Here is a 14,031-nt window from a genome sequence, read left to right as displayed (position 1 = left end):
AATTCTATTGTTGATTTACTAATTTACATAAGTACAATACCTCAATTGTTTTAACACCAAAAATAAATTATATTACATATGCAGAAAAAGGTTCTATTAGGAGATGAAGCGATAGCGCAAGCTGCTATTGATGCGGGCATCAGCGGAATATATGCTTATCCGGGGACGCCCTCAACTGAAATTACAGAATACATTCAGCAATCAAAAGATGCTAAAGCGAAGGGAATTCGTTCAGCCTGGTCGGCAAATGAAAAAACTGCGATGGAGGCAGCACTTGGGATGAGTTATGCGGGAAAACGTTCGATGGTTTGCATGAAACATGTTGGTTTGAATGTAGCTGCCGATCCCTTTGTAAATTCAGCTATTACAGGTGCTAACGGCGGAATGATTGTAGTGTCTGCGGATGACCCGTCGATGCATTCCTCACAGAATGAGCAGGACTCAAGGGCTTTAGCAAAATTCGCTTTGATACCCGTGCTGGAGCCTGCGAATCAGCAGGAGGCATACGATTTGGTTCATTACGGTTTTGAAATGTCGGAAAAATACAAGATTCCGGTAATGGTCAGGATAACGACGAGACTTGCACATTCGAGGGCGGGAGTGGCTTTAAAAGAGAAGAGAGAACAGAATAAAATTAATATTCCTAAGAACCCGGTTCAATTTGTACTGCTGCCGGCAAATGCGAGGAAGCAATACAAAGTATTACTGGAGAATCAGAAACATTTTGTGAATGAATCAGAAACTAGCGGTAATAACAGATACTTTGACGGTAAAGACAAGAGTCTGGGAGTAATCGCAAGTGGAATTGGGTATAACTATCTGATGGAAAACTATGATGGTGATTGTCCTTATCCGGTACTTAAAATTTCACAATATCCATTACCTTACATTCTTGTTAACAAGATTGCTAAAGAATGTAAAGAACTTCTGATACTTGAAGATGGATTTCCGATGATAGAAGAAATGCTAAGGGGATTTCTTGATAATTCACTTAAGATAAAGGGTAGAATAAGCGGCGAAATACCTCGGGACGGCGAACTTAATCCGAACATTGTTGCAAGAGCACTCGGGCTTACGGATACAGTCGGGAATGATATACCTGCACTCGTATCTCCAAGACCGCCCTCATTATGTGCAGGTTGTCCTCATATAGATTCATATCTTGATTTGAATGCAGTTCTCGAGGAGTATACACCGGGAAGGGTTTTTGCAGACATAGGATGTTATACTTTAGGTGCATTACCTCCTTATAATTCAATTAATTCTTGCGTTGATATGGGAGCATCAATAACAATGGCAAAAGGTGCATCGGATGCCGGTTTAAGACCCGCAGTTGCTGTAATAGGCGACTCGACGTTTACGCACAGCGGAATGACGGGCTTACTGGATTGTGTAAACGACAATACACCGGTTACCGTATTTATTCTTGATAATGCAACGACGGGAATGACGGGAGGACAGGTGTCATCAGCTTCGGGACATATAGAGGAAATTTGCAAGGGACTTGGCGTTGAGGAAGATCATATACATATTCTTAATCCTATGAAGAGATATCACGAACAAAATATGAAAGTAATTGAGAAAGAACTGGAATATGAAGGAGTATCGGTGATTATTCCAAGAAGGGAATGCATACAGACGATAGGCAAGCATAAGAAAGAAAAAACAGGTGGAGACAAGCCAAAGTAGGTTAAAAAGCTTGAACCACTAAGGCACTACGGTTACGGCTTAACCTATGGCTACAAACAAGATAGCGATAACAAATGATAGAGATTCTAACCGCAAGGATCGCAGATTAGAGCAAAGGTCGAAAAGAAAACATAGAAAATTATTTGATCCAGTGAAAAAGTATTGATAAAAGGCGTTTTAATTTTTGTAAAAAGTTTGTTTTTATTAGAACCTTTTTACAGATAATAGCACAAAGTACAATTGTTAACTTATTTGAAATTGTTAAATAAACACAAAGGATTACTCATAAATTTTAATAGTGTCAATATTACCAAAGATATGGTTCCTTTTGTTACTGAAGAGTTCTCAAAATTAATAAAAGAATAATCTTCTCCTAAGTGCACTTAGTGCCTTAGTGGTGAAGAACGAAAGGTTCATCAAATGAAGAAAGATATTATTTTAGCGGGTGTAGGCGGACAGGGAATACTCTCTATAGCATCTATAATCGGTGTAGCCGCTGTAAACCTTGGTTTGTACGTTAAGCAGGCAGAAGTGCACGGGATGAGTCAGAGAGGCGGCGACGTGCAATCTCATCTTAGGTTATCGAGCAAGGAGATATTTTCCGACCTTATACCGTTCGGAAAAGCAGATATGATTATTTCCGTTGAGCCAATGGAATCTTTGAGGTATCTCCCTTACCTGTCAAAAGATGGTTGGATAATTACAAATGCAAAACCATTTGTGAACATAAAGAATTATCCTCCGATAGAGAATGTAATAAAAGAACTTGAAACTCATCGAAACCAAATATCTCTCGATGCGGACAAAATAGCGCGTGAATCAGGGTCGCTGAAATCAGCAAACATGGTAATTCTTGGTGCCGCATCTCCGTTCATTGATATCGCTTATGAAAAGCTTCAAGAAGCTATCAAGTTTGTATTCGGGCGAAAAGGTGATGATGTAGTAAACGTAAATTTGAAAGCTTTAAAAGCAGGCCGTGATGTTGCGGATAAAATAAATTAATAAGTAAAATTACTTCTGTCCCGTTAAAAGTCAAATAAAAACAGTTGTTTAGTAGTAAAGTAGTTATTGTTTATAATATTCGAATTTTTAGGTAGCACTTTTAACAGAACTTTACTAAAATTGTTCACGTTTAAAATCTGAGGAATTGTGTAGATTTCTCCATTCAGTTTAAGAGTTTTCTTTATTGCTATTATGGTCACATGCACTGATATTGCAGACCAAATTTGAGTTTTGATTTCATTTTCGCTTTGACCATAAATGCATTTATCCTAAGATGTTGTTTTATCCATTTAAAAAATAATTCTATCATCCATCTTTCCTTATATAATTTTGCAATTGTTAATGCAGGTAAAGCATGGTTATTTGACAGGAAAATAAATGCTCTGTCGTTTTCTTCATCATAGAATTTTGTTCTTCTTAAATTATCTTTGTATAGTGTGGAAGTTACTGTACCCGTTAATTTTATTACCTGATAAAAAAAGTATATTCTCGTTCTTGTCAACTTTGTTTGAATAAAGTCTCTTAAAAACTAAATTGTGTTTTGTTCTGTTTATGAAAAAAGCATTATGGTCGTTTAGGCGGTTCAACATCTTAAAATCAATATAAGCTCTATCCATTATATATATTGCCATTGGTTCAAACTTAATTAGATCTAAAATGTTTACATCGTGAACTGCTCCGGAGGTAATGTTAATAAATTGAGGCAGAGATGTTCTTTAATCAAGTAAGGTGTGAAGCTTAGTGGATGATTTATTCTTTCTGTGCTGAGTCCACGGAGATAAAGTTAAACACAAATCAATTGTTGTGGAGTCTAAAGCATATAGTGCGTTATTAAGTTCTTTATAAATATGTTCATCAATGTGTAATATGTTTAAAGTGTTTTTAATTATATGATGGGAAAAATTTTCATATATTCTCCAATCATGGTTTTCATTTGCGCTGGCTAAATTACTTCTTGATATATGTCCGTTGATTCCCATGTGGTATAACTTTTCCGAATTAGAATTTAAGCAAGCTTCAATATCTCGGAGACTTTCTATGTATGTCAATTGAGCAAATATAAGATAAAGAAATTGATCTTATGAGGAAAATGTTCTTGAACGATGATTTCCTTTGTATTGAATCACTAGTTTGTCATAATATGATTTTGGGAAATAATCCACTATTTGCGAAATTACAGTTTTGCTAGTGTTCATATATAAATTTTGTGAATAAAACCTCAAAATAAAAATTATTAGGATTTTTAAATTCAAATCGATTTTGCGGTATTTGCTCATAACTAATATATTTTATTATTGATTACAGCCCGTACAAAAAATTAATCGGGACAGTAGTGATTTAAAACCTCATTTCTATCATTAGATGGATCAGGATTAATTGTTCCACTATATTTTAAAAATCAGGCTTTAATTCTCATATTGAAACGAAATTTCTCAAAATGAGATAATTCGTTTATTTTTATTGTGTAAAAATGTCATTTAATGATTAAAATCATCAATAATTTTTGGCATATAATTTGAGAGTGATAAGTAGATTCATTCAGTCGAATAAAATCAGGAATAAAGTAATTACAGTGAAAACTCAAAACGCTACAAACTCAGTAAATTTTTCAAGATATGATATTAGTTTTTTATTAATAATAACGTTGATTGTGGGAATGCTTGTACTCGGGTTTGTAATTGAATAAATCTCTATAAAAATAAGAGAAACGTGGAAAAGCAAAAAATATTACTGATAGATGATGATGAATCAACACTTGAATCACTTTCTACATATTTTGAAGAATTGGGATACAATGTGTTGAAAGCAAGAAACGGAATTACAGGACTCGAAATAGTCAAGAATTTAAGTCCTGATTTAATTATCTCGGATATAAGAATGCCTGGACTGAATGGGGTTGAGTTTGCTTTTATAATAAAAGGTCTTAAATTTAATATACCGATTATATTAATATCATCATTTGATTATAAAGAGAATAAATTAATTGATAAATGTTCATACGGTTATGTTCAGAAACCAATAGATATTCACTGTCTGAATGAAATGATAACTGAAGCACTGCCAAAAAATGTTTTAAACGAAAGTACTGTATAAAAAGAATTGTTTTTCTCCCTAATAATAATAGGCAAAGAATTGAATGAATTAAGCCCCTATTCCCCTTAATTGTCATCTTTGCCTATTTTAAAACCTTCGTGAAAGTCATGGTAACCCTCGTGAAAGTTTAATTCAATCCTAAACAAAAACTTCCTTCCTTCATTTCAAAAATACAATAGACTTTTTTAAAAGTCTCGTTTTTCATAATTTGTTTAATGAATGCAGTCGAAATCATCAAGAAAAAACGCAACGGCGGAAAACTTACCAAAGAGGAGATTAAATTCTTCATCAACAAACATCTTGAAGGAAAAATTACGGATTACCAGGTTTCTGCATTTCTAATGGCTGTACATTTCAATGGCATGAACGATGAAGAGACGCTACACCTAACAGAATTAATGCTCAACAGCGGCGAAATCATAGATCTTTCTTTTATAAATGGTGCAAAAGTTGACAAACATTCGACAGGAGGGGTAGGAGATAAAACGTCTTTAATACTATCTCCGCAGATCGCAATGCTTGGAATATATGTACCGATGATATCCGGCAGGGGACTCGGTCATACAGGAGGAACTCTCGATAAGCTTGAATCAATAGAAGGATTTAATATTAATAAAAATATTCAGCAGTATATAGAAACGCTCGCTAAGATTGGCTGTGTTATGATTGGACAGACTGAAAATGTGGCACCAGCTGATAAAAAGTTTTATGCTATTAGGGATGTAACTGCAACAGTTGACAGCATACCTCTTATTACCTCAAGCATATTAAGCAAGAAACTTGCTGAAGGTGCTGAGGCGTTTGTCTTTGACGTTAAGATGGGAAGCGGTGCGAATCTTCAAAATGAAGATGAATCCAGAGAACTTGCAATGAAACTTGTTTCGGTATCAAAGAAGTTTGGAAAGAAAGCAATTGCAGTGCTGACTGATATGCATGAACCTCTGGGTTATAAAATTGGAAACTGGCTTGAAGTTGAAGAGTGTATTGAAGTAATGAAAGGGAAACCGGTTCCTGACCTCATTAAGGTTAATAATGTACTTGCAGGTGCTATGATTTTTCTTGGCGGTAAAGCGAATAGTATAGATGAAGGTGAAAAAATTGCTGATGAGCTTTTGGCAGGCGGGAAGGTTTATTATAAGTTTCTGGATATGGTGAGAGAACATAATGGGAGTGTTGAATATATAGAAGATTATAATAACTTAAAGAGAGCAAAATACTCAAGAAAGATTACAGCTGAAAAGTCTGGATACATTAATAAACTCGATGCTTATGGTTTTGGTCTTGCTAATGTTGAACTCGGAGGCGGGAGGAAGAAAGCCGATGACAGGATTGATTTTTTATCTGGTATTATTCTTGAGAAGAAATGCGGAGACAAAGTTAAAAAGGGCGATACTATTTGTGTAATGTATGCAGAAGATGAAGAAAGGTTTGAGAATTCAATTGTACTTATTGACAAATCAATTGAAATAAATGAAGTGAATACTTTTAAGAAGAACTTAATCATGGATATAATATATTAGCATGTTTAAACTGACCGGTAAAATAATATCAACATTCATTACTTTAGGATTTATTGTCCTAATTTCTGGTTACTTTATTTACAGGTCGTTTACTGATAATGAGAGTACTGAAGATATTAAATATTACATAGTCGTTAAAGTTGTTGACGGTGATACCTTCGAACTCAGTGATAAAAGCAGGATTCGGCTTCTTGGAATTGATACTCCTGAAGTGTATGATTCTGAAAAACTTGAGAGGGATGCCGAATCGAGTGGTCAGGATATTAATACCATTAAGAAGCTCGGAAAACTCGCAAGCGACTACGTAAAGGGTATTGCCGAGGGGAAACGAGTGAGGCTCGAGAGAGACCCAAAAAACGACGACAAGGATAAATACGGTAGATTGCTAAGGTATGTTTATCTTGAAGACGGGACTTGTATTAACGCAAAGATTATTAAAGACGGCTATGCTCAGGTTTTCGAAAAATATGAAATTTCTAAAATTGATGAATTCAGAAAGCTTCAGAGGGAAGCCCGCGAGAATAACAGGGGGCTTTGGGGACCCGTTGACGGACTGAAACAACTGAACTAAGATTCGCTGCCCGCAAGAAGATTGCGGGTTTTTTGTATTAACGAAAAATTAATTTTAATAATATATGAAAACAAAAATACTCGAAACTGCTATAACATTTGACGACGTTTTGCTCGTCCCTGCAAAGTCTGAAGTTCTACCGCGTGACGTAAAACTTAGGTCTAAACTTACAAAGAAGATTACTCTTAATATTCCCTTACTATCAGCAGCTATGGATACAGTTACCGAATCAGAGCTTGCTGTTGCTATTGCCCGAGAAGGCGGAATAGGGATTATTCATAAAAATATGTCATTCTCAAGACAGGCAGAAGAAGTTGATAAAGTGAAAAGAAGTGAAAGCGGTATGATTAGAGAACCTGTTACGCTTACGGCAAATGAAACAATCGGAGATGCATTAACGGTTATGGAGAAGTTTAGTATCTCGGGAATACCTATAATTGATAAAGCCGGGAAGCTAATCGGGATCTTGACTAACAGAGATTTAAGGTTTCATCCTGACAGGGGAATGCTGATTAAGAATGTTATGACAAAAGAAAACCTAATAACAGCGCCGATGGGAACTGACCTTACAAAAGCAGAGTTAATTCTGCAAAATCATAGGATTGAAAAGCTTCCAGTGGTCGATAAAAATGGTATCCTGAAAGGACTTATTACCTTCAAGGATATACAGAAACGGAAGAGTTTCCCAAATGCATGCAAAGATGAGTTCGGCAGACTCCGTGTCGGAGCAGCTGTCGGTATAGCAGGAGATACGATGCACAGAGTTACTGAACTTGTAAAATCAAGTGTCGATGTAATAGTTGTAGATACAGCACACGGTCATTCGAGAGGTGTTCTTGAAACAGTCAGAAAATTAAAGAAGAAGTTTGATGTTGAAATCATAGCAGGAAATGTTGCCACAGCAGAAGCAACGGTAGATTTAATAAATGCAGGTGCTGACGGGATTAAAGTAGGTATAGGTGCGGGTTCAATCTGCACAACAAGAGTTATAGCAGGTGTCGGTGTTCCCCAGCTTAGTGCAGTACTTGAATGCTCCAAAGCAGCAGCTAAGTATAGAATACCAGTCATTGCAGACGGCGGAATTAAACAGACAGGCGACGTTCCAAAAGCTATCGCAGCAGGTGCAAGTTCTGTTATGATTGGCGGTATGCTAGCCGGGACAGATGAAACTCCCGGAGAAAAAGTTCTTTATGAAGGTAGAAGTTTTAAAGTTTACAGAGGAATGGGTTCGATAGAAGCAATGAAAGAAGGCTCGAAGGACAGGTATTTTCAGGACATGGAAGACGACATTAAAAAACTTGTTCCTGAAGGTATTGAAGGAATAGTCCCATATAAAGGTCCTTTAAAAGATACTATTTATCAGATTATCGGAGGACTGCGTGCTGCGATGGGCTACTGCGGTGCAAAAGACATAAATTCGATGAGAGCAAAGACAAAGTTCATGAGAATTACTAATTCCGGCTTGAGAGAAAGTCACCCCCATGATGTCAAGATAACAAAAGAAGCGCCAAACTACGGAACAAAGGGGTAAAAGTTTAGCGTCTTTGTTTTATTTGTGATTTTGTGTTTTGGTGGTAAAATCTTTATATTTTGAAAGCAATAATAGTGTAATAGTGATTCTGATATTGAAATCTTACCCTACAGAATCTTGTTTTTAAAACTAATACTTCAGAATTTTTGTTTGCAATATAAACATTAAAATAAAACAAAACATGGATAATTTTAATAATCAATACGTACAGACAAGACCCGTTACCGAGGAACAGACCAATGAAATGGTACGCAGATTTATGCTTTCAGTTTATAACTGGATGACTCTCGGACTCGGACTTACTGCTCTTGCGGCATTTGGAATTGGCCGTTCATCACTTGTGAATGTTATTCTCGCAAACCCGATGCTATTTTGGGGAATAATAATTGTTCAGTTTGCAGTAGTGCTTGGAATGTCTTTTCTGATGAATAAGATAAATTCATTCGTTGCTGTCGGACTATTCTTTGTATATTCATTGCTGACGGGTGTTACGTTTTCAACACTTTTTCTCGTTTACACAGAAAGCTCGATATTCCTTACGTTCTTCACGTGTGCGGCTATGTTTGCGGGAACGAGCGTATTTGGATACATTACAAAGATTGACCTTTCGCGATTCGGAGGTTTTCTTATGATGGGTCTGATAGGTATAATAATCGCATCCGTTGTAAATATTTTCATTGGCAGCTCTGCAATTTATTGGCTGACTTCTTATGCGGGAGTGCTTGTTTTTGTCGGACTGACTGCTTGGGATACACAGAAAATCAAAAACATGGGTATGTTTCTGGATTCAAGGAGCGAAGACGGAAAGAAAGCTTCGATATTTGGTGCACTGATGCTCTATCTTGATTTTATAAACCTCTTCCTTTTCTTGCTTAGGATAATGGGCGGAAGAAAAGACTAATTGTTATCATTATACTATAACTAATGATAAAACACATTAAACTTATTGAGACAATACTTTATGTAAACGATCAAGAAGCGAGTTGGAGGTTTTATCAAAATATTTTTCGCAAAAAAGCAGACCTAAATGTTCCAGGTATGGTAGAATTTAATCTGTCGGATAATTTCAAACTTGGGTTAATGCCGAACAAAGGAATTGCAAAGATATTATCGGATAAAACACCTCATCCTGACAACGGGAATGGTATCCCCAGGTGTGAACTTTATTTATATGTGGACGATATTCAATTGGAGTATGACAATGCATTAAAAAGCGGAGCAAAATTAATAAGCCCAATTGCTGATAGAGACTGGGGTGACAAAGTATGCTACTTCTCTGACGCGGACGGTCATATTATAGCATTTGCAAGTAAGCTTTAAAGGAAGAGTGAAGACTAATAACAATCTAAAATCATTAAAATGAAAATAAATAAATTTTTAATAATTATTTTACCATTAATGGCATTCCTTTTGGTTTCTTGCCGAAACACAAATCAGGAAACCATCAATAAAGATATTAGTAAAAACTTGATAGTACTCGTTAAATACAAGTCTCAGCTGTCAAAAAGTAAAGAAGCAGTTGAAGGTTTGACGAAATTAATTGAAGCCGTAAAAACCGAACCTGACTTTGTAAATATTACACTTCATGTTGACCCTAAAGATGATTCGAATATTTTGCTTTATGAAGAATGGAGTAATGAATCATACTATAATGGTGCGCACATGAAAACAGAGCATTTGCAGAAGTTTATGGAAGATTCAAGAGCTTTTCTTGCAGGTCCGCCGGAAATCTCACAATGGAAAATTGAAAAAGTATTTAACGCTAAATAAATATAAATATAGAATACCTCAAAATAAGTTCCTTATTAGTCAATCGAAATTGATAGCTACACCCATGAAACATTAAGTTATAGTATTTCAATAATACAATATCATGATAATTAGCGAAATGAGAATCTAAAAATCAAATGCAGTCACTGGAAGAAAGTGTTGTAATGGCGATGGATGGTTCTGATAAAGAACTGTTTCCTTACTTGTCTTATATTGTGCAGGATTTATGGGAATTGGGCTCCGACCCTGAAACAATAATCATGCTGATAAACAAGAATTTTAACAAGCACGAGAATTTAAAAATACTCGATTTAGGATGCGGCAAAGGTGCAGTTTCTATAAAAACTGCGGAAAGGTTCAAATGCCGATGTCATGGTATCGATGCTATCGAAGACTTCATTCTTTTCGCCCGGCAAAAAGCAATTGAGTATAAAGTTAAAGAACTTTGTTCATTTGAAGCCGGCGATATCAGAGAATGCATTTCAGGGCTTCCTGCTTATGATGTTATTATTCTCGGTTCGATTGGTCCTGTTTTTGGGGATTACCAAAATACTCTTACTACATTAAGGACGTACTTAGTGAGCGGAGGTATTATCATTATAGACGATGCTTATATAGAAGATGATAGTGATTTCTGTAATCCGCTTGTTTTAAAACACAAGGATCTTATCAAACAAATTAATTCATGTGCTATGCGTCTGGTTGAGACTGTAACTGCTATAAAAGAAGAAATCTCCGATATAAACAACAACATGCATGAGAAAGTGAAGAAGAGATCTCTGGAACTTCTCGAAAAACATCCTGAAAAAAAGAAGTTATTTACGGATTTTATTGCAATGCAGGAAGCTCAGATTGATGTCTATACAAACAAGATTACATGTGCAGCTTTTGTGATTGAAACAATCTGAAAACCATATACTTAAGCAGTGTAAAGCGATCACTTGATAAAGACTGACTCGACGTAACCATCCGAAAGATAGATATTGAGTTTATATTCCATTATCAATTTTCTAAATATAAATATTTATAGATAACCGTTATCACACTAATATATATTGCAGAAGCAAAATATATGTATTATCTTAAACCCAATAGTTCAAAAATTTATGATGTTATTTTTGATATTAATATATTGATTCATTAAAAACATATTTTTATGATATATTCCAACGAAAAAGTCAGAAGACAGGACAGACTGCTTGACGAAATGTCAGCAATCAAGCTTTTAAAAGTAAGCGAATATGGCGTCCTGTCAATGTATTCCGATGAGGAGGGTATTTATGCTGTTCCTGTTAATCATGTCTGGGATGGGAAAGATTCTCTGTATTTTCATTGTGCAACAGAAGGGAAAAAACTTAATATTATAGATTTAAATAATTCTGTAACTTACTGTATCATTGGTGAGACAAATGTTATTTCGAAAAAGTTAACATCTGAATATGAAAGCATTATCCTTGAAGGTAAAATATTCAGAAACCTGCCCGAAGAGGAACGGATGCGGGCTTTAGAAATGATGCTCGATAAATATTCACCGGAAGATAAAAAAGTCGGTATGATATACGCTGAAAAATCATTTAACAGAACAGAGATATAAAGAATGGATGTCGAAACATGGTCGGGAAAGTCAAGAAAATTTATAACCCCAAAGAAATAAAATCTGCTTCCTTTGTTCTTCTTTATAGAGAATAACTTTTTGATACTACCATGTGCTGCATCTGACCTACGATTGTACATTCCAATAAATCATATATAAAACTAAAATTCAAGAGACTGCTATTTGTTTTTTACTTTTCTGAACAAATTGGAAATTTCTTTTTGCATGTTTTAATTTTATATAATACCAAAAAATGATGGTTTGTACATTTCATATATTAGTACTTAATTCATAATTTGAAGTATAAAATTATTTTTGTACATAGTTGATTACCAATCTTGAAATTATTTTAGAAACATCCAATAAAATACTTTTAAAAGAATAAGCTGCTTTTCTTTTTGTATTATCTTTATTTTATTGAACTTTTCCCCTACAAATTATTTTATTGACATTGCTTAAATAAATTAATAAGTTAGAAAAGAGGAATAAGAGGAATGTATAAACAGAGAATTAAGATTTTGTATATGTTCCAAAAGCACACCGCATTTAAGTTTATAAAGAAGTTTTCCTTTCGTAGATTTTCTTTTAATATGTTTTTCATTGACATAAAAATTGCTATTTGACTTTTGTACTTTGATACCAAAATTATTTGGAAAAGAGTGAGCAAAACTAATGATACAGAAAAAGTTAGTAAAAGGAAATTATTAAAAATTAAAGGAGGCAAAAACATATGAAAAAGTGTTTATCATTATGTTTTTATATCTTATTCTTCACATTTCAGATTAGCGGTCAAGTCTTTTTTGAATCACGGATTACAAACGGTTTTATAGATAAAAATCCTTCGTTCGCAACAAAACTTATATGTAATTACGGCATCAACTATTTTGAGTTCCTTACGTTTGAACGCTGGTCATTTGTGAATACGAGCCATATATGTGTATTGAAAATGGGAGAGAATTCACCGCTTGATTCAGTAATATATTTGACACCAAATGGAACCATAAATAAAAATCCGTCAATAGCATACAATTTCTACGAGTTAACAAAAGCAATGGTGGTTTGGCAAAAGTACAATAATGGGAAGTGGGATATATATGGTTCTGCATATTTGCAGGGTGTGTGGTCTCTGCCGTTTCCTGTGGATACAAGCAGCGGGAATAAAAGTAAACCTTGTATAATTTATATCGATAATACTACTTTGCCATTATTTGGTATTGCCTATCAAAAGGAAAACGATATTATTTTCAAGAGATTTAATGCAGAATTAAGGCAGACTATTTATGAGGAAAATTTAACATCAACAGATACATCGGTTTGTAGAAATCCTATACTAACAAAGAGCGATTATCAAGAGGGTAAATGTTATGTATGTTATGAAAAACAAAAACCTGACGGCAACTTTGCGATATATTACAGAGTCTCAGGCGGGTATCCATATAGCTGGTCAAATCCAGACACGCTTGCCTATATGGGGAATAACCAAAATGTGAAAACGATGAGTTCATTTGAAAATTCAGAAAGTTTTTCTTTTGAATCTAATCGTTCAGGAAAATGGGGAATTTTTCAAACTTACTGGACTTATAGCAGCGGCTGGCGTTTTCTTCAGTCATTAATCTCTGTTTCTCAGACATCGCAATATTATAATTACTCTTCTTTTTGTTATCCTCTAATTACAGATGCATGGGCTGTTTATAATACCGTTATTAAAAAAACAAACGACAGCTCTAAAATATTGTTTTCATCGGGAACAGGATTCTCCAATCCGTTCCACATTGTTCCAATCGGAGATTCGTCAAAATCTTCAGTGATATCTTATGGGAATGGTGTATTCATCCCGAATTTCTTTCTAAGAGTGTGGACGGTTTACAACAAAGATTCAGCAAACTATTCTATGCTTTATGCTATTGGCACAACATTTTCACCTGGTAAAATAATAAAAATAGGGAGTGAGATCCCTAAAGGTTATTCCCTCAAACAAAATTATCCGAATCCGATTAATCCGAGAACAGTAATTAGGTTTGATGTTGCGAGTGGATTCCCTATAAAAGCATACGGGAATGATCCGTTGCGGCGGGTGGTTTTGAAAATATATGACGTTATGGGACGCGAAGTGGAGACACTCGTGAATGAAGCACTTCAGCCCGGTACTTATTCAGTTGACTGGAATGCATCGGAATTTCCGAGCGGAGTTTATTATTACAGATTGCAGACAAATGATTTTACTGAGACGAAACGTATGACGCTAATTAAATGAGAATTA

The 14,031-nt window shown here is 35.0% G+C and carries 13 protein-coding genes and 1 pseudogene; 12 read left to right on the top strand and 2 right to left on the bottom strand.

Annotated elements, in window-relative coordinates:
* Positions 1–78: 78 nt before the first annotated feature.
* On the top strand, positions 79–1,689 hold the full coding sequence (locus tag WC644_10680) for a thiamine pyrophosphate-dependent enzyme (protein MFA5012402.1): 1,611 nt from the start codon (positions 79–81) through the stop codon (positions 1,687–1,689).
* Between the two features lie 420 nt (positions 1,690–2,109).
* Positions 2,110–2,691: an indolepyruvate oxidoreductase subunit beta gene (locus WC644_10675; protein MFA5012401.1), complete on the top strand. Its 582-nt coding sequence runs from the start codon at positions 2,110–2,112 to the stop codon at positions 2,689–2,691.
* A gap of 196 nt (positions 2,692–2,887) precedes the next feature.
* Here the strand turns inward: WC644_10675 and WC644_10670 are convergent, their stop codons facing one another.
* Together WC644_10670 and WC644_10665 are read right to left on the bottom strand one after the other, a co-directional pair.
* Positions 2,888–3,193, bottom strand: coding sequence for a transposase (locus WC644_10670; GenBank protein MFA5012400.1), 306 nt, complete (start codon positions 3,191–3,193; stop codon positions 2,888–2,890).
* Positions 3,194–3,407: 214 nt separating this feature from the next.
* A pseudogene (locus WC644_10665) lies at positions 3,408–3,758 on the bottom strand (DUF4372 domain-containing protein).
* Positions 3,759–4,401: 643 nt separating this feature from the next.
* Between WC644_10665 and WC644_10660 the strand changes: the two are divergent.
* The 10 genes from WC644_10660 (at position 4,402) to WC644_10615 (ending at position 14,025) form a co-directional block, all read left to right on the top strand.
* The gene (locus WC644_10660; protein ID MFA5012399.1) at positions 4,402–4,785 is read left to right on the top strand and encodes a response regulator; all 384 of its coding nucleotides are present in this window, start codon (positions 4,402–4,404) and stop codon (positions 4,783–4,785) included.
* 215 nt (positions 4,786–5,000) lie between these two features.
* On the top strand, positions 5,001–6,305 hold the full coding sequence (locus tag WC644_10655) for a thymidine phosphorylase (GenBank protein MFA5012398.1): 1,305 nt from the start codon (positions 5,001–5,003) through the stop codon (positions 6,303–6,305).
* 1 nt (position 6,306) lies between these two features.
* Entirely contained in the window at positions 6,307–6,876 is a 570-nt protein-coding gene (locus WC644_10650; protein ID MFA5012397.1) for a thermonuclease family protein, read from the top strand.
* A 64-nt stretch (positions 6,877–6,940) separates the two neighbouring features.
* The gene (gene guaB / locus WC644_10645; protein ID MFA5012396.1) at positions 6,941–8,407 is read left to right on the top strand and encodes an IMP dehydrogenase; all 1,467 of its coding nucleotides are present in this window, start codon (positions 6,941–6,943) and stop codon (positions 8,405–8,407) included.
* Positions 8,408–8,588: 181 nt separating this feature from the next.
* Positions 8,589–9,308 (top strand): Bax inhibitor-1/YccA family protein, encoded by a 720-nt coding sequence (locus tag WC644_10640; protein MFA5012395.1) that lies wholly within the window; start codon positions 8,589–8,591, stop codon positions 9,306–9,308.
* 23 nt (positions 9,309–9,331) lie between these two features.
* On the top strand, positions 9,332–9,727 hold the full coding sequence (locus tag WC644_10635) for a VOC family protein (GenBank protein MFA5012394.1): 396 nt from the start codon (positions 9,332–9,334) through the stop codon (positions 9,725–9,727).
* Positions 9,728–9,766: 39 nt separating this feature from the next.
* A complete protein-coding gene (locus WC644_10630) occupies positions 9,767–10,177 on the top strand; it encodes a putative quinol monooxygenase (GenBank protein MFA5012393.1) in 411 nt (136 codons plus the stop codon).
* Positions 10,178–10,314: 137 nt separating this feature from the next.
* Positions 10,315–11,085 (top strand): class I SAM-dependent methyltransferase, encoded by a 771-nt coding sequence (locus tag WC644_10625; GenBank protein MFA5012392.1) that lies wholly within the window; start codon positions 10,315–10,317, stop codon positions 11,083–11,085.
* A gap of 248 nt (positions 11,086–11,333) precedes the next feature.
* Positions 11,334–11,771 (top strand): pyridoxamine 5'-phosphate oxidase family protein, encoded by a 438-nt coding sequence (locus tag WC644_10620; protein MFA5012391.1) that lies wholly within the window; start codon positions 11,334–11,336, stop codon positions 11,769–11,771.
* Positions 11,772–12,501: 730 nt separating this feature from the next.
* Positions 12,502–14,025: a T9SS type A sorting domain-containing protein gene (locus WC644_10615; GenBank protein ID MFA5012390.1), complete on the top strand. Its 1,524-nt coding sequence runs from the start codon at positions 12,502–12,504 to the stop codon at positions 14,023–14,025.
* Positions 14,026–14,031 lie beyond the last annotated feature (6 nt).

It is taken from the genome of Ignavibacteria bacterium (genome assembly GCA_041649015.1).
Lineage (GTDB): Bacteria > Bacteroidota > Ignavibacteria > Tepidaquicellales > Tepidaquicellaceae > CAIKZJ01.
The sequence above is the reverse complement of the archived record's forward strand: the minus strand, read 5'-3'. Positions and strand labels throughout refer to the sequence as shown.